The sequence below is a fragment of the Pedobacter sp. BS3 genome (genome assembly GCF_008274585.1).
Classification (GTDB): Bacteria; Bacteroidota; Bacteroidia; order Sphingobacteriales; family Sphingobacteriaceae; genus Hufsiella_A.
Map to the genome: position 1 here is coordinate 389566 of NZ_VTRT01000002.1, position 17968 is coordinate 407533.

The window sequence follows — 17968 nt, forward strand, 5'->3', positions numbered from 1 at the left end:
ACTTTTAACAGATTGATAACTATTTATTCCACCAGACTTTGGTTTTCATATCATCAGAACCGCCCATAGCAGCAACCGCAGCCCGGTAATTGGCCTGATTCAATGATTGTACGTATACCGGATAGGTAAACCGTGTAGGTAAAATACCGTCGTTCTGTAAAGCGTCGCCTTTGGGAAGTGCCGGATACCCTGTACGACGATATTCATACCACTGCTGAAAATCGGTAAAGAAGAACGTAAAATATTTCTGGGTGATAATTTTCTCCAGGTTAGCCTCGGGTGTTGCTAACGGACTGTAAATAATTGTTGCACTGGATAAATATCCTGTCGGAAGGGCTATGCCCCACATGGTGATGGCATTCTCTACTCCGGCATCATAATACGTTTTGGGATTGCCGGCAATGTAGCCTTTCAGGGCAGCCTCTGCTAAAATAAACTGCACTTCGGCGTAGTTTATAATATTGCCTAAAAGCGGTTCGGTTTTTAATGAAGACGGATACCGGGAACGCGGCGCCGGAACCTGCCCGATTGGAAAACCACTGGGAACGCCGATGTATTCGCCGCCATATTTGGTAGCCCATACGGCACGCCGCGGGTCATTCCAATTATTCAGTGTATTGATAAAAAATTCAGACAGGGAGTTGCCGGTGCTGAAATCCAGATCGCGATAGGTGGCAAAAGGCGACATTAACGGATCGTTAGCCGTATATTTTAAAATGGCAGCGTCGGCATTGCTGGTAAAAATCGGGTAATTAGCCGGATTAACATCAATCATTTCCCTGATCTTGTCTACTGCACCTGATTCGGCTACGCCGGAAGCACGCATTAGCAAACGCAGGTACAAGGAATTGCCAAACTTGCGCCATTTTGAAATATCGCCATTGTACAAAGGGTCGGATGATTTCTGGCTATCGTCAATAGCCTGGTTTGCAGCCAGCAGCGTATTTGCTTCTTCCAGCTTGGCGTACATATCTGCATAGATATCTTTTTGTGCGTCAAACTTTGGCTTATAAATATTCTCACGACCCAGATTTGCATCAAAATAGGGTACATCGCCAAACATATCGGTTATCAGCGATGATACCCATACCTGGCAAATAAGCGAAATGGCCATGTATGATTTATGGTTAATGCGCTCGGCCCCGGCATACATATCCTTAAAATTGGTTAACTGCAAATACCAGTTATTCCACATATAATCTGATTCTGTAGGCCGGATAATATACCGGTGTATCTGGTCACCATCTGATAAGGGAACATGTACCTGCATCAGCTCGTTGGTTATGCGCAAGGCACGTGTATTGTTTCGCGAAACTACATCGTATATAGCCGGAGCCAGCAGGTTATGCGGTAAAGCTGCGGCGGCACGGTTAGGATCTGTATTAAATTCGCTAAAATCTTTGGTGCACGACGGCATAAGACCCGTTGCCAGAATGAGAAATGTGCCTATAACTAATTTTATTCTTTTCATACTCAATAAATTAATGCTAAAACCCAACTTTTAAATTCACGCCAAATGTGCGGGTTGATGGAAACTGCCCGGTTTCAAACCCACGGGTAATGTCGCCGTTATTCAGCGTACCAAACTCGGGATCAAAGGCCGGCCATTTGCTAAACACAAATAAATCACGGCCAAATACACCTATGGCCGCATTTTGCAGCTTTAACCGTTTATTAAATTTTACCGGAAGCGTATAATCCAGGCGGGCTTCACGAAGCTTTACAAAGGAGGTGCTGAACAGGTTTGATTCCACATTATCAGCTACATAGTGGGCTGCATAATAAGCCTGTATATTGGTAGCTACGATATCATTTTTACGATATGAGCCATCCGGGTTCTGAACAACGCCCTCGCCAATAATACCATTGTAGCGTCCGGGAAGGGTTTCCTTTAACTTTCCGCTAAGCGCCAAACGTACATGGGTGAGTGAATATGCCATTCCGCCAAACTGCCCGTCGAACAATACGCTTAACCGGAATTGCTTATAGGAAAAGTCGTTTTTAATACTCGCCATCCAATCGGGATTACTGTTACCCCGCAATTTGGAATTCTGGTCTAATATGGGATATCCCTGGTTATCATACACAATCTGTCCATCCGGAGAACGCAGGTAACCTTGCCCGTAAATATCGCCTAAGCTTCCGCCCACACGGGCCTCCATTGTGCCCCGTGGCCCGGTATACATTACAATGGTGCTATCCGGTAAAGACAATATTTTATTGTGGTTAACGCTATATGTTCCTGTTATTGTCCAGCTAAACCCGTTTTTCTTTTTAAATGGAGAACCATTAGCCTCTATTTCGAGTCCTTTGTTTTGCACCAGGCCACCGTTTAAAATAACGCCGGAATAACCTGATGCTCTATCAAGCTGAGCTGTGATAATTTGCCTGTTGGTTCTCTTACGATACACTGCAACATCCACACCCAACCTGTTCTTAAAGAAACGCAGGTCTGTTCCCAACTCTATGGTAGTGGATAAAAATGGTTTCAGGTTCTCGTTAGCAATTGCGGTCGGGTTCTTTAAACCGGCAGGAAAACCGGTTGCCTGGTTATACGCGTAGCTGGTTAAATAAGGGTTAGTGCCTCCACCGCCTACCTTCGACCATGACGCCCGCAGTTTGGCAAAAGAAAATTCCCGGGGAAGTTTTACCATATCTGACAGGATAGCGCTCAGGTTTACCGAAGGGTAAAATAAGGATACATTCTCCGTTGAGTTAACTGTTGCCAGCGTACTGGTCCAGTCGTTACGCCCTGTTGCATCCAGGAACAGGTAATCGTTATAGCTGAACTGAACCAAACCATATAAGCTGTTTACCGTATAACGGCTTTGATATGGATAAGCAACCGGAACAACCAGGCTATTTGCAAAATTATAGATGCCCGGATAGTTCAGCTGGTCTGCCCTCAGCTCATCCCGGTTATAACGGTTGCTCATGTGACTACCTCCCAGCGAGTAATTGGTTTTCACTTTTGAACCGAATGAATGACTGTAACGCAGCAAGAAGTCGCTATTAAGCTCCTGGGCTACAATATTTTGCGTACGGTACATTCCCTGCTTGAACCGTTGTGTATCCTTAGGCCGTTGCTGTGAACGAGCTTCGCTGTACAGATCGGTTGAGGTTCTTGCCATCAGGCTAAGGTTTTTGGAAAAATTATAGGTAGCCATAATGTTACCCACAATACCGTTCCGGTTTGACTTATTCAACATCTCATAAGCCTGTAAATACGGGTTATCAAATACACTGCTGAAAGGTTTATTCTGGGTAATACCTTCCTGCCCGTGCACCCAGTAATCTTTAAACCAGTTAATATCCATACTTGGATCCAGGCCAATCATGAAGTAGTTAATGGTATTATTGTTATAACCGGTTGACGGCAGGTTATCGCTGTACGTATTGGTATAATTGATTTGTGAGGTTATCTGGAACTTATCGGTAAGTTTCTGATTAACTGATAAAGCAATGGAATTCCGGGTATAACCGGTATTAGGAACAATCCACTCGTTTTCCAGATTAGTGAACGATAAGCGTGCCGTAGTTTTTGCATTGCCGCCCGATATGCTCAAGCTGTTGGTGAATGTTTTCGAAGTATTAAAAAAGTCCTTATGGTTGTTTGGATAAGGAACCCAGGGTGTACGCTCAGTTCCGCCTTTCTGCGTTACCGGGTCATACTGGAAATAACTTTGTCCATCGAACTTAGCACCCCAGGCATCGCCGGTGCTGCGGGTGCTGGCACCGTCTGCAGTTGCGCCCCATGAATAATAACGATCCTGTCCCGAAGCGCCCTGACCATATTCATACTGGTAATCCGGCCAGCGGTTAATGGTACCGAACGTAGCATTGGAATTAAAGGATATCCCGATACTTTTCGGCGTTGCCTTACCGGATTTGGTAGTAATAATAATAGCTCCGTTTGCTCCCCTTGAACCGTACAGGGCCGATGCACCTGCACCTTTCAATACGGTTACACTTTCAATGTCTTCGGGGTTAATGTTGCTTAAGCCGGAGCCATAATCTACCGGCGATTCCTGGGAATCCAGGTAAGCACTGCCCGACTGCCCGGTTATCTTGCTGTTCACAATAACGCCGTCTACCACAATTAGCGCATCGTTATCGCCATTCAAAGCGCCTTCGCCCCGTAATATCACCCTGTTGGATCCGGCAGGGCCATCGCCCGATTTGATCAGGTTCAAACCGGCCACTTTACCGGTCAAGGCATCCGTCCAGTTGTTCGAAACAGCATCCATCAGTTCATCGCCTTTTATCGTGGTAACGGCATATCCTAATGCTTTTTCTTCGCGTTTTATACCTAAAGCCGTTACAACCACCTGGTTCAGTTCCTGCGAAGAAGGCTGCAATGTAATGTTCAGGGTAGTTGTTGCTTTGGCATTTACCTGTACACCCTTAAAGCTTTTAAGCTGGTACGAAATATAACGGGCCTCTACGGTATAGGTACCGGGATTTAATACAATGGAAAAATTACCCTCCACATTCGATGTAACGGTTTTATTAATCTCAACCACTTTTACACTGGCGCCCGGTAATGGGATGCCTTTTTCGTCAACAATTTTACCGGCAATCTTTCCAGGGTCGGCATTTGCTGTTTTAGCTTGCTGGCTGATGATGATACTGCCGTCGCTTTCGGTAAAAACAAGATTATTTTGTGGCAGTATGCTGTTCAATACTTTAGCTACCGGCTGCCTGTTAAATTCATGTGCTGTAATGTGATATTTCTTTAACACATCAGCATCGTAATAAAAGCTTAGGTTAGTGGCAGAACGAAGCTGTTCGACAGCTTTATCAAGAGTTCCGGCATTGATTTTAACAGAGATCTCTGTTTTCAGCGCACTTTGTCCCGAGGCTGGACTGGCACTGATTAAACCTGTTACACACACTACAATAGCGCACGACAATAAGGAAATTTTCATGATTTTTATCCAATAAATCGGATTATTTTTTATCATATTTGAATAGTTTTTAGTGATTAAATCTGAAAACACCGGTGCCAACTTGACAGGGAGGACGCCGGTTTACCAATCTTTCTGTCTGCCTGGCCGGGCAGACAGAATTCTTTTCTCCAGGAAATGAACGGGGTTTCTGAGTAGCGTTAATACATATAAACCTCCTTTCCGGCTATGGAAAATTGATTTCCGTGGATAGCGCATAATTTTTTCAGGATACCGGGCAGAGGTTCGCCAAAGCGTATATCACCGGTAAACTTATACGTTTCTATAAGCTTGTTTTTTGCGATGAGTGTATAACCGAATGCATTTTCTATGCGCAAGGCAAGCTCGTTAAACGAGCAATTATTCAGCATGCTGCTCTGCGCCTCGGGATTAAATGCCGATATTTTGCCTTCTCCCCTTTCAGCCACATGGGTAAGCAGGTTATAATTTACCTCCTGCCCCTGGGTTAATACACTTATCTGCTGCTGATCTTTTAATACGGATACTTTGCCCCGGTTAACACTTACGTGGATCTTTTTAAGCGAAGGATAGGCTGTTACTGTAAACTGTGTTCCCAAAACGTAGGTCTTCAGGCCTCCGCTATGTACAATAAAAGGATGTTTTTTATCATGAACCACATCAAACCGGGCTTCGCCGAATAGCAGCTCAACCTCACGCTTTTCTGTACCGTAAGCAGACGAATAGCGGATACTTGAACCGGCATTCAGGTACACTTCCGAACCATCGGTGAGCATAACCCGTTTAATAGCCTGCTGCGGAACAGAGATGGTATCCCAGGTAACAGCCCTGGCAAATAAGCTGCTGCCGGCATACTTCGTTTTAGCAACCATGAATATACCGATGCCTATAACCAGCATTGCTGCTGTTTTACCAATAAGCGGCCACAGGCGGCTGATACGATGATTTGATTTTTCAATATGTAACGATTGCCATATCGTATGCTCCAGTTTTTTCGCTTCGTCTTCTGATGTAAATACCTGCTCATTCCGGGTCATCCGATCCATGTTGGAAAGCCAGTTTTCCAGTAACTGAACTTCTTCAGGATCACATTGTCCCTTACTGTATTTATCTAATAATTCTTCAAGTTTTCTCCTATCCATGAACTACACTTTTAACTAAGACAATTCTCATGATGCAAATAACCATAGGATAGAAATTTTTTTTTGTAAACTTTGAATCGAGAGGAATTTCGCTTCTGAGTTGTAACAGAGCGCTTGCAAAAAAACCTTGAAAGCAAGGTTCGTACCTCCGAATGATTCTTTTTAATTTCTCATTATGAATGCGATGACCGTTGCCACGCCCCGTTCTCCTTCATGATCAAATTTTTTATTATCGCTGGGATAGTTTACCACTCCATGGTTTTTAACCCAGGCGGTTGAAGACCCTCCGCCATCGAAATTCATGGCACTTTGGCAACCCAGTGCTTTCATTACCTCAGCCAGTTCAGGAGTTGTCATACCGGATGCCTCATCGGCTCTTCCATCAACCACTACTGCGATCAGATGGTTGCTTTTTGTCACGCCAACTCCTGCCCGCGGATTCCGCTCTGTATTAAATGATTGACTAACCTGGGCAATTATTTTGTCATTAAGCACCAATAATGGCCCCGAGACCAGCAAGGTACTTGAAGAAACAGTAGTCCACCCGGCAGCCGGCTTGGCAATAACAGATACCGTCCTGCTATTATCAATGGTCATGCCCGCATTTTCACGGTAAGAAGTAAAACCACTTTTTGTGGGCGTTATAACCTGGCCATCTTTTTTGAAAAAAACCGTAGAACCGCCGGTGCTGGTATTAAAATAACCACCATTAATGGCAGCTGCAGCACTTACGATGGTTGCCCCCTCGCTTGTTTTTAAAAAGCCGGAGCTTACATAAGGGATATCCAGGGTTAAATTTTTATTATTCAGATCGATATCAAGAACCGTAACACTCTGTTTTGCAGAAAAGAGATCGGTAAAATGATAGTATTTCCATACGATGGCATCAGACACCTGCGTAGTCTGCCATTGGGCTGCTGTAATTTTTTTCTCTGCTTCGGTCTGTTCTCCTGCCGGTTGTTCAACAACAGGCGGTTTGTCGATCTTCGGATTGTCGCTTTTACCACAGCCTGCATAGATTACAGAAGCTAACAGAAAGGGAATTAAAAGTAGTTTTCTTTTCATTTGCTTTAGGTCTTTTCTTGAATTGCATTTATATCCAGGACAATTCTCAGGACGCAAACAACCATAGGAAGGAAAAAAATTATTTCGCAATTCTTAAAAACAACCCATAACAAGCTATTTATCAATGAAATAACAAAGCCAAAACGAAGGTTTGGGAGATAAACCTTAACAGAATCTTAAATACCTGTACATATTCTGTTTACATGCTACTATTATCTTCACCACAAAATGTACTGCTATGACTACATCAAGCGTTGAAATTACAGACAAAGAATACCTTATCCGGCTTTGCCGTAATGATTTTGATTTAGGATTTATTAACTGCCTGATTAAGCGCATACAGGCCGAACGACAATTTTTCAGGTTTGAAAGTATCTCCTCTTACGAGGAAGATATCATCAGCCGGCGTGTAAATAACGAGGTAAACGAGTTCGACAAGCTGGAAGATAAATGAGAGTATTGGGTAATGAGTATTGGGTATTGCGATAAGCCAACCCCGACTCTTCTCCTTTGGAGAGAGATTTTGGAAGTGTTATTCTGTTATACTTGTGCAGCGCTTTTCGCTTTACGCCTTCTGCCTTTTCAGCTATGAACCATGAACTATAAGCCATAAGCTATAAAAGCTATAACCTACAACTTCTACCGGTATCCGCCCTTAATAATGGTTTTATCCATCTGAACCATTTGTCCCTGCATCATTTTAATCTGCTCGGCTAACAATTTATTTTTATCGGCCTTTTTAGCTTCCTGCAGGTACATGGTCGCTTCTCGTTTATTGCGTTTTGCCATGGCTATTCCGGCCAGACTCAGTTTAGCCAATGCCACGTTGTGGTCCATGGTCATACCTAATGAAAGGGCACGTTTAAAATATTTTTCGGACTGCATTGGCGCTTTCCGCGATTCAATTAAACCGATAAGCAGGTTGTAATAACCGTGCTGAGCCCTCAGCAATTGTTTTTCGTAGTTGGTAATACGGTTCAACCATTCCTGGGCTTTATCCATATTTTCTTTACGGAGATAATATTGTGCAATGAGCATATTCTCATTGAAAAAGAACGTTACAAACACAATAAGGGCAAGCAGAATGGCCGGTATGCCCCATCCCCAGTGACCAAATACAAACAAGGAAACCGCAGCACCTAACAAAGCGAAAGAAATAATTAATCTGATATAATTTGGCATCGTATTTACAATCTAATTCTGTTATTTTTAGAACCGCAAATATCTGCTTATTTAATGGTTTAACAAAATCCTGTTCGAATTATGGCAATACAATTAGAAGACAGTTGGAAAGAGCTTTTAGCGGAAGAATTTGATAAACAATACATGAAAGACCTGAAAGCTTTTTTACAACAGGAAAAAGCCGAAGGCCGGGTGATTTACCCGCCAAGCTCACTGATATTCAACGCATTTAATCACACGCCGGTTGATAAAACGAAAGCTGTCATCATCGGGCAGGATCCTTATCACGGTAAAGGGCAGGCGCACGGACTGTGCTTTTCGGTGCAAAAAGGTGTTGCCATCCCTCCTTCTTTACGGAGCATTTACAAGGAATTACAGGATGATATTCCCGGATTCCGTTATCCATCGCATGGCGACCTGACCCAATGGACAGAACAGGGTGTGCTGATGCTGAACGCTACTCTTACCGTACGGGCCGGCGAACCGGGCTCACATCAGCATAAGGGCTGGGAAGAATTTACCGATACGGCCATCCATAAGCTTTCTGAAAAACGCTCTGGCATTGTCTTCTTACTTTGGGGAAAATTCGCCCAATCCAAAGAGGTTCTTATTGACACTAAAAAGCATTATATCCTGAAAGCGGCACACCCGTCGCCGTATTCTGCAGACCACGGCTTTTTCGGCTGCCGGCATTTCTCAAAAACCAACGCTATTCTACAGGAAAACGGCCAGGAGCCTATTGACTGGCAGATTACGTGATGAGGCGGGAGGTAGAAGGTTTAAGGATAATGTGTTATGAGTTATGTGTTGCGGGTTGCGAGCCTTATAACACATAACTGGTAACACATAACCCGTAACTCATAACACGCAACAGCTACAAATCCTTTCGCTTAAATATCCGTAATGCCAGCCACAGGGGTACAATAATCCAGATTAGCTGCATCAGCAATGAAAAGACCATGCCGTAACCGCTGCCAAAAAAGCTCTGGTACAATGCGCCGGTATATCCCATTAAGGCAGAAATATCCAGCTGTAAAAGAATGAGTATCCGAGCCAGGTCAATGGGATTCAGGGCGGTAAGAACAATAAGCGCTTTTTCGAGCGGATAATCGCTAAACGAAAACAGAAACAGCAGCACAATGCCATCAAAAATAATGGAGCAGTAAAACCAGATCATCAGCGACAGGCCGATGCCTTTAGCTTTATCACGTGTAACAGTAGATGCCAGAAAGGCCAGCGAAATAAAGCTCAGCGTTAGCAGGCTGCCCGTAACCATCAGCATTAATCCCGTAACCGAAAAGGCAAACAGCACTACCGGAAAACCAACGCCTATCACAAAAGCCGCTAAAATGGCTGTACCGATGCCTATAAACTTTCCGGCTAATATATCCGTCCGGCTAACGGGCTGCGAAACCAGCAATTCCGTAAACTCATACGTATTGAAATAATAGGTAGTAGCGTACACAATACTTACCAGCGGAACAATGATCATTACCACTGTTGTAATACTGACAAGTCCTTTGGTTACATCGGCATCGGCCATAAGAATACTCAGGCAAATAATGGACAGCAACACGGTATACGCTATCAGCACTTTGCTCCTGATGATATCCAGGATAATATATTTGGCAATTTTCAGCATGTTATTTCAGGATCTTAGTTAAGGCTTTACCCAATTTTTCTTCGCCGGTTTCGGCTTTCAGGACGCTAAGAGGCTTATAAAATTTGATCTGTCCTTCGAACAGGTACAGCACTGTATCGGCTATTTCATCCACCTCGCTCATAATGTGCGAAGTGACCAGGATAAGCTTACCACGCGATTTTTCTTCCCGGATCTTTTCCTTGAGCTGCTCGGCCGCTACGGGGTCAAGCCCGGCTGTCGGCTCATCCAGGATGAGCACATCCGGGTTAAACATAAATGCCAGCGCAGCGCTCACTTTCTGCCGCGTACCACCGGACAGCACGCCCATACGTTTCTGATACATGGCTTCCAGGCCAAACAGCTTGATTAAACCGGTGTCTAAATCCGGATATGGCCTCCGGATGTCCTGCATCATGTTAAACAGCTGTCCGATTTTGATATTATCCGGATAACAGCCGGTTTGCGGCATATAGCCGATATGCTTTTTATAAGCGAAGGTGTTGATAACCGGTTGCCCGCGAAACAGAATTTCGCCGCTATCAGGAATAACCATCCCCAGAATGGATTTGATCAGCGTGGTTTTCCCCGATGCGTTAGGCCCCAGAATGGAAACAATACAGCCTTGTTCAAAGCTGCAGCTTATACGCTTTAACACGGCCAGCTTGCCAAAAGATTTTTCGAGGTTCGAGATTTCAATGAGTGCCATAACAAGGATATGATGTTTAATAATTGGGCTTCATGCGGGGCTTTTCATCTTTTACCGATTCTGGCGTAACCGACGGGATGGAACGCTCCACTTTATCCAGCAGGTTAACAATAAAGCTGCGCATCAGCATAACACTTTGCGGAATTTGCTCAATTACCTGTGCATACAGGCTTACAGGATGATACGGAATATCGCCAATACCGTCTTTATTCAAATCATAACCTTCGTATTTATCCCAGTAATTATCCGCAAAATGGTTCAGGTTTATCGAGCCGTTAGTGGTTACATCAAAGGAATTGGCCATAAAGTTATTCTTCATGAACCGATTACCGTTACAGTTAGCCAGCACCCGGATTGCCCAGCCGTTTCGTATGAAATTATTCCCGGTTACAACAATACGGTCAGAGCCTTCCATATACACTGCCGTGGTATTACCCACAAAACGGTTGTTCATTATCCGGCTATCGGAAATGTCTTTCAGCAGCAGACCATATACCGAGCTTCCCCAATTTTCTATAAACAGGTTATTGAACATGGTGATGTGTTTGGTGTACATCACTGCCACACCCGAACCGTTATTCTTAAAAGTGTTATGCCGGTAAATGTCGTTATCCGAAAACATGAAATGCAGGCCATAGCGCAGGTTTTTCTCGCTATAATTGTGTTCTATGAGACTGTGCCGGGCAAACTCAAAGTAAATTCCGTCGCGATGTTCAGACACCCGGTTATCGCGAATCAAGATACTATCGCATTGCCATAAATGAATGCCGTTGCCCGAATTTTGCCGGTTATTTGTACCGATAATGTCATTATTGGTAACCGTACAATTTTTAGAGTTGGCCAGGTAAATGCCAAAAAAGTTATTGACCAGCCTGTTATGACTAATGGTTACATGCCGCACATTGAATAACCGGATAGCGGCATAATCACGCATCGAGCCCGTTTTTGAGTTTTTAACTATAAACCCTCTAAAGGTTACCTGATTTGCGAGTATGGTGACAGCTTCATCGGCAAAACGGGCATCAAGCACGGGGAAATTTTCGCCGGTAATCACCAGCGATTTATCGATAATGGTATTTACAGAACTGTAGGTTCCTTTTTTAACCAGGATAGAATCGCCATTATGGGCCAGCTTTACAGCCTGCCGCAAATTGGACAATGCCGTATTGGGCGCAACAACCCATGTTTTCGCAAAAGGCTCTTTTGTAAAAAGCATGCATAATAATAGAATGGGTAGTTTTTTCATAAGCCTCTCCCCAGCCCTCTCCTTTGGAGAGGGAGTTGTTTCTGCACTTTGTCTTAGCCTCTCCCCAACCCTCTCCAAAGGAGAGGGAGTTGGTTTGTGCTCATTGTCTTGGTTCTTGTGTCTATGTTCTTGTTTGGCCCACCCCAACCCTCCCAAAGGGAGAGAGCCTGGTAGTGGCATTTTGTTATACCCGTGCTTTTCGCTTTAGGCTTTCTGCTTTTAGCTATCCTCCGCCTTCCAGCCTTCTGCCTACATTGCCTTCAGCAACTCATCCCAGCTATAAAATTTTACCCCGGAGCCGGTTCTGCTGCGTTGTGCCAGCAGCCGGGTTCTGAAAGCGGCCAGGTTACCTCCCATTGGCGATTGCAGGGTTTCATCGTGTACATAAATTGCCTGCCGGGCATCGATGAAGCTACCGGGTTGCAGCATATCGGTTACAAACACCTGGTTACCGGCATCGAGATATACACTTGGGGCATCCTTTATAAAATCAAGCATACATTCTATGGAATCGAATTTAAACACCTTGCCTTTTGACGTGACCAGCTCAGTGCCGAACTTGTCATCCATAATGGTCATTTTACAATGGGCACAGGCATCACTACCATAATGTATGGGTTCGGGGCCATTCGTGGTACAGGCCTGCAAAAAAATCAGCGCAGGCAGGCATACATATTTCACCAGGGTATTCATCATTGTTTGGTTTGTTTGGTTCTTCCGCGATGTTTATAGAACAGCACAGCTACAGCTATTACCCCACCCGTACCGGCCAGGATACCACCAATATCGGGAAATGAGCCGGCCAGGAAATTAAGCAATTGCTTATACCCGAATAAGGGCGGCTGGTAGGTCATTCCGGGCACTTTAATAGCGGCTCTCGGGTCGAGATTGTGGCCATAAGCATATTCCCACAAATAGAAATCGGTTAACCCGACAATGGCAAAAAGCACCAGGCATATTACCCATATCCACAACAGCTTTGTACTATTAAAGTAAGCCGTTATAAAACCCAACAACACAATCACTCCATAGATATAAGGCATCAGCTTAAATTCCCAAAAATCGGCCTCAACTATAAATTTCATACCAATATAGTGATTTAGGCCATTGATCTGCGCTATATTCCCCGATAAACCCGTCAGCCAGATCTTTAGCTCTAAACCTTCGGGATATTGGGGCGCTTCAAGCAGTATCCGCCAAAGGGGCAGAAAATAAGCGCCTGATAACAAGATTGCACTTATAGCAATAAATATACGGGATGATTGTGTTGTTGTAGTTTTCATTGTTTTATTGTTCTTTAACAGGATTTTCGCCCAACCGGAATACTAACGGAACGGAAGATCCGGCAGCAGACACCCTGAAATATCCTGACATTTCCTGGTGCAGCGCAGAGCAAAAGTCGGTACAATAGAATGGGGTTATACCGATCCTGTCGGGCGTCCATTTCAGGGTAACTGTTTCACCAGGCATCACTAAAAGTTCCGCGTTATTTGAACCTTTAATGGCGAAACCGTGCGGTACATCCCAATCCTGTTCCAGGTTGGTCACATGCACGTATACCTCATCCCCTATTTTTATGCCTTCAATGTTATCCGGGGCCAGGTGAGAACGGATAGCCGTCATGTACACATCCACACGATTACCTTTACGTACTACCCGTGCATCCTTTTCCGCTTTGGTAGCATACGGGTGATGATTTTCTTCCAGCTTGTAAAACTTCACCTGCTGTTTCACAATCTTGTCTGCCGGGATGATTTGTGCATAATGCGGTTCGCCAATAGTCGGAAAATCAAGCAGGAGCTTCATTTTATTACCGGTAATGTCAATAAGTTGGGCGGATTGTGCCAGCTCAGGCCCGGTTGGCAGGTAACGGTCTTTGGTAATTTTGTTTAAAGCCACTACGTATTTCCCGTAAGGTTTTTTAGAATCACCACCCGGAATAGACAAGTGACCGATAGAGTAATACGTAGGTATGCGGTCGATAATTTCGCGGGTAGACACTTTCCATTTTACAATTTCTGACGATACAAACATGGAGGTGTAGGCGTAACCCTGGTCGTCAAACTCGGTATGCAGCGGACCTAAACCCGGCTTCTGTACTTCACCAGCAAGTACGGCTTCGTATTTCAGAACCGGTGTTCCATCTATGTTGCCATCATATTGCTTTTTATCAATGGCATCCAGCATCTTTTTAAACGAGAACACCGGGATAACGGCTGCCAGTTTACCGCTGGCTGCGATGTACTCGCCGGTTGGATCAACATCTGCCCCGTGCGGCGATTTAGGACAAGGCATGTAATATACCAATCCCGGGAAATCTTTGATATCCAGCGTTACCGTTCCGGTTTCTATGGTTGATGTTGCCGAATGTGTTTTATCATTCCATTTATTATGCGCATATTTTGCCGGTATCTTTTTGCCTTTGCCCTGTGCAATAAGCTCTTCGGCCTTTTTCCAGTTAACGGCCATAATAAAATCCTTGTCACGCTGGCTGGCATTAACCTCTAATAAAGAATAAGCCTGCTCGGTGTTATACGATGAGAAAAACACCCAATCGTGCGAGGGGCCTTTGCCGGCATGGGCCAGGTCGTAGTTAAAGCCAGGCACGATCAGTTGGAACGCCAGGTTCATGTTGCCGCTGTTTTTGTCGACCTTAATAAAAGATACAGCGCCTTTAAATGTTTTCTTATAGCTGTCAATAGGAACATCGGGCTCATCGTCTAACGGAACACTGAAACGGGTATTTCCAACCACGTATTCGGTATTTTCGGTGCAAAACGGCGAAGCGTGGTTACCGCCAACATTAGGCAGCTCAATAATTTCTTCGGTTTTAAACGTCGACAGGCTGATACGGGCAATACGCGGGGTATTGTTACCGTTAATAAACAGCCAGCGCCCATCGTCTTCGCCATTGGTTTTAGATAATTCGGGGTGGTGCGAATCGTCCCACGGAACAAAACCATGCGAAGTGTTCAGCATCGGTTTGGTTTCCTCAGAATACCCGTAGCCGTTTTCAGGATTTTGCGAAAACACAGGTATAACCTTCAGCAAACGCCCTGACGGGATGCCGTAAGCCGCCACCTGTCCGCTAAATCCTCCCGATGCGAACATATAAAGCTCATCGTACTTACCCGGGGCAACATATACCCGCTGTGCAGCATCGCCCGAAAGGGCATTGTTTACCTTGCCCGGCTTACATGCTACTGTGAACATACTCATGGCTCCTGCCATAAGTAGTAATTGGTGTGAAAGGTGTTTCATAACACATATAATAAAGGATGTTTTTGTCTTTTTTATAAGTAAAAAAAGGGTTAATCCGCATCGTTCTTCCGTAAAAACTCCAGTATCTGCCGGGCTTCATCGTCAGACACATTCTGAAAGGTCATCTGCACCAGGTGTTTTTCAAACAGAGCCTTGGCCCAGGGATCTTTTTTGGTCATTTCTTCCGGGTTGGTGATCATGTTCATGATCCATTCCGGCGTACGCAGCTTGGTTACACCTTTTAAGCCGGGGCCCACTATTTTTTCGTCGGTTGCCCGGTGGCAGGCCATACATTTAGAAGTAAACACTTCTTTACCCTTGGCAGCCATAGCATTATCAATAGGCCCTACCGGTACAGAAGTAAACCGGCCAACACCCTTACTATCGCTTTTAGAATCAGGGTCTACCGATTCTACTGCAGCAGGAGGCGTTGTTGTGTTCACTTCAGATTGCTCATCTGTTGACGAGGTTTGCTGCTCACCTCCTCCACAAGCATACATTAATGCCATACTGCCGGTTAATACCAGTCCAATAAATTTTGCTTTAACTTTCATATTGTTGTGTTTAAATTTTTTATTCAAAATTAGGCGCAGATATTGCGCCAGACATGATACGACTCATCATAAAAAATGATCTCCGTCATATTATACTTCGGCGTGATCTTAAATCGCTCTATATTAATATAATAGCCATTTAGCCCCGATTGGGCTGTTTGTCATCACAAGGTTAAAATAAAAGCATTTAAGTACTTTTATACTTTATAAATAAAATATCCCCTACCTTTACCTGAAAAATAAACACCTAATAAGTTATGGAAACATTAGAAGACATTGTAATTAATGTACCCGAAATTGAACCTCGTGAGAAACATCCTACTATTTTTCGCGGCTTTGACGGACTTGCAGAAGGCAGCAGCCTGATCATTCTGAACGACCATGATCCCAGACCGGTTTATTACCAGCTGCTGGGAGAACGGGGCAATGTATTTACCTGGGAGTACCTGGAACAGGGCCCTATTTGGTGGAAAGTACGTATTACCAAACGCATAACCGGTAAAGGCGATGAAACATTGGGAGAAATTGCAGCTAAAGATCTGCGCAAAGCCGAAATATTTAAAAAATATGGACTTGATTTCTGCTGTGGCGGAAAGAAAACCATTAAAGAGGCTTGTGCAGAAAAAGGATTAGACGTAACCGAAGTGGAAAACGCCTTGCAGGAAGCTGATAAAGCGCAGGCAACTGTTTTGCGGCCGTTACCGTATAACGACTGGGGCCTCGATTTCCTGGCAGATTATATTGTTAACATGCACCACTCTTATGTTAAAAAATATTTGCCCGAGATACAGGGTTATGCCACCAAGGTAGCCAGCGTACACGGATCCCAGCACGAAGAGCTGTTTGAAATTAAACAACTGGTTGATGTGCTTAGCGAAGAGTTAGCCGACCATTTGCTTAAAGAGGAAACTATTGTATTTCCGTTTATTAAAAAGCTGGTCAATGCCGATAGCGTACACGGTGCTCCAACCCTGAGAAGCATCACAGAAAAAACAGAATCAGAGCATATAAACGTGGGGCATATTTTAAGCGAGATACGCAGGCTAAGCAATAACTTTGCCGTACCTGCCGATGGCTGTGCCAGCTATAACCAGCTTTACAAGCTGCTGGAAGAGTTTGAAGCCGACCTGCTGACACACATTCACCTGGAAAATAATATCCTGTTTAAAAAGGCTTTGATCCTGGAGAAAAAGCTGAGCCAGTAAAATATGAAATACAGACAAGTATGAGGCTGTCTAAAAAGCGCTCGTCATCCCTCTCCCTCCCGTACATACGGGATCGGGAGAGGGGTCTCCGCCAGAAGTACTTAGGAAGGAGATTTTGCTTCGCAGCTACTTCGTGGTCTCCTCTCCCGGGACTTCGGGATCGTCGAAACGATGGCTTTTGACTTTTTAGACAGCCTCACTAAATCTTTTGAATTTTTAATTTTGAATTAACAACAGCATGCTCATTAACAGTAACACCAAAATAGCTGCTATCTTAAAACACAATCCGCAAGCTATAGATGCTATTATCGGCATCAGTCCGAAATTTGAAAAATTGCGTAACCCTTTGCTGCGCAAGCTTATTGCGGGAAGAACCAGCATAGCCATGGCTGCAAAAATAGGCGGCTGCACGGTAAACGATTTTTTTACCGGACTACAGGCTTTGGGCTTTGATATCGATGCTACGGCTCCTGTACTCGCCGAAGATGCCGGCGACAAGCCTGCATTTATGGCATCGCTTACACCAGAGCAGCTTGTGGTGCTGGATGTACGCCCCATGCTTGCCCAGGGTAATGACCCGTTACAAGCTATCTTAAGCCAGGTTAAAGCATTGCCGGCCGGCCGGATCTTAAAAATTATCAACACCTTTGAGCCAACGCCCTTAATTGCCATGCTGGAGAAAAAAGGCTTTACCACTTACGTGGATACTATGGATAGTAACCTGGTTGAAACGTATTTTTATAAGCAGCAGGAAACAGCCGGTAATGAGCAACCGGTAATTAAAAAGGCAGACTGGGATGATATGGTACAGAAATTTACCGGCAAACTGCAAACTGTTGATGTACGGACGCTTGAGATGCCCCTGCCCATGCATACCATTCTGGAGGCACTGGACAGCTTGCCGGAAGATAAAGCGCTCTACGTTTATCACAAACGAATACCGGTTTTCCTGCTGCCTGAGCTTACCGACCGCGGGTTTGATTACCGCATTAAAGAGGTAAGCGATGGCGAAGTGCATCTTTTAATTTTTAAAAACTGAT

16 protein-coding genes are annotated in these 17968 nt (G+C 44.5%); 4 read left to right on the forward strand and 12 right to left on the reverse strand.

Features of this window, described 5'->3' with window-relative positions:
- Positions 1–19: 19 nt before the first annotated feature.
- The 4 genes from FW774_RS07360 to FW774_RS07375 form a co-directional block, all read right to left on the reverse strand.
- On the reverse strand, positions 20–1471 hold the full coding sequence (locus tag FW774_RS07360) for a SusD/RagB family nutrient-binding outer membrane lipoprotein (protein ID WP_149347525.1): 1452 nt from the start codon (positions 1469–1471) through the stop codon (positions 20–22).
- Positions 1472–1487: 16 nt separating this feature from the next.
- Complete coding sequence (locus tag FW774_RS07365; protein WP_149347526.1) at positions 1488–4928, reverse strand: SusC/RagA family TonB-linked outer membrane protein; 3441 nt, start codon at positions 4926–4928, stop codon at positions 1488–1490.
- 179 nt (positions 4929–5107) lie between these two features.
- On the reverse strand, positions 5108–6067 hold the full coding sequence (locus tag FW774_RS07370) for a FecR family protein (protein WP_149347527.1): 960 nt from the start codon (positions 6065–6067) through the stop codon (positions 5108–5110).
- A gap of 162 nt (positions 6068–6229) precedes the next feature.
- The gene (locus tag FW774_RS07375; protein ID WP_149347528.1) at positions 6230–7132 is read right to left on the reverse strand and encodes a phosphodiester glycosidase family protein; all 903 of its coding nucleotides are present in this window, start codon (positions 7130–7132) and stop codon (positions 6230–6232) included.
- A 238-nt stretch (positions 7133–7370) separates the two neighbouring features.
- Between FW774_RS07375 and FW774_RS07380 the strand changes: the two genes are divergently transcribed.
- Complete coding sequence (locus FW774_RS07380; protein ID WP_149347529.1) at positions 7371–7586, forward strand: hypothetical protein; 216 nt, start codon at positions 7371–7373, stop codon at positions 7584–7586.
- A 185-nt stretch (positions 7587–7771) separates the two neighbouring features.
- Here the strand turns inward: FW774_RS07380 and FW774_RS07385 are convergent, their stop codons facing one another.
- Positions 7772–8314 (reverse strand): DUF2892 domain-containing protein, encoded by a 543-nt coding sequence (locus FW774_RS07385; protein WP_149347530.1) that lies wholly within the window; start codon positions 8312–8314, stop codon positions 7772–7774.
- Between the two features lie 81 nt (positions 8315–8395).
- Between FW774_RS07385 and ung the strand changes: the two genes are divergently transcribed.
- Positions 8396–9073 (forward strand): uracil-DNA glycosylase, encoded by a 678-nt coding sequence (gene ung, locus FW774_RS07390; protein WP_149347531.1) that lies wholly within the window; start codon positions 8396–8398, stop codon positions 9071–9073.
- Between the two features lie 115 nt (positions 9074–9188).
- Here ung and FW774_RS07395 read toward each other — a convergent pair whose 3' ends face one another.
- The 7 genes from FW774_RS07395 to FW774_RS07425 form a co-directional block, all read right to left on the reverse strand.
- The gene (locus FW774_RS07395; RefSeq protein WP_149347532.1) at positions 9189–9956 is read right to left on the reverse strand and encodes an ABC transporter permease subunit; all 768 of its coding nucleotides are present in this window, start codon (positions 9954–9956) and stop codon (positions 9189–9191) included.
- Position 9957: 1 nt separating this feature from the next.
- A complete protein-coding gene (locus FW774_RS07400) occupies positions 9958–10662 on the reverse strand; it encodes an ABC transporter ATP-binding protein (RefSeq protein ID WP_149347533.1) in 705 nt (234 codons plus the stop codon).
- 16 nt (positions 10663–10678) lie between these two features.
- A complete protein-coding gene (locus tag FW774_RS07405) occupies positions 10679–11878 on the reverse strand; it encodes a nitrous oxide reductase family maturation protein NosD (protein WP_242457758.1) in 1200 nt (399 codons plus the stop codon).
- Positions 11879–12157: 279 nt separating this feature from the next.
- Complete coding sequence (locus FW774_RS07410; RefSeq protein ID WP_149347535.1) at positions 12158–12604, reverse strand: nitrous oxide reductase accessory protein NosL; 447 nt, start codon at positions 12602–12604, stop codon at positions 12158–12160.
- On the reverse strand, positions 12601–13191 hold the full coding sequence (locus FW774_RS07415) for a hypothetical protein (protein ID WP_149347536.1): 591 nt from the start codon (positions 13189–13191) through the stop codon (positions 12601–12603). The genes FW774_RS07410 and FW774_RS07415 overlap by 4 nt, the downstream gene beginning before the upstream one ends.
- A 4-nt stretch (positions 13192–13195) precedes the next feature.
- Positions 13196–15169, reverse strand: a complete 1974-nt coding sequence (nosZ, locus tag FW774_RS07420) for a Sec-dependent nitrous-oxide reductase (protein WP_149347537.1) — start codon at positions 15167–15169, stop codon at positions 13196–13198.
- Positions 15170–15219: 50 nt separating this feature from the next.
- On the reverse strand, positions 15220–15723 hold the full coding sequence (locus FW774_RS07425) for a c-type cytochrome (RefSeq protein ID WP_149347538.1): 504 nt from the start codon (positions 15721–15723) through the stop codon (positions 15220–15222).
- Between the two features lie 257 nt (positions 15724–15980).
- Here FW774_RS07425 and ric point away from each other — a divergent pair, with 257 nt between their 5' ends.
- Complete coding sequence (ric, locus tag FW774_RS07430) at positions 15981–16928, forward strand: iron-sulfur cluster repair di-iron protein (protein ID WP_149347539.1); 948 nt, start codon at positions 15981–15983, stop codon at positions 16926–16928.
- Between the two features lie 238 nt (positions 16929–17166).
- Positions 17167–17967 (forward strand): DUF2249 domain-containing protein, encoded by an 801-nt coding sequence (locus FW774_RS07435; RefSeq protein ID WP_149347540.1) that lies wholly within the window; start codon positions 17167–17169, stop codon positions 17965–17967.
- Position 17968: the final 1 nt, after the last annotated feature.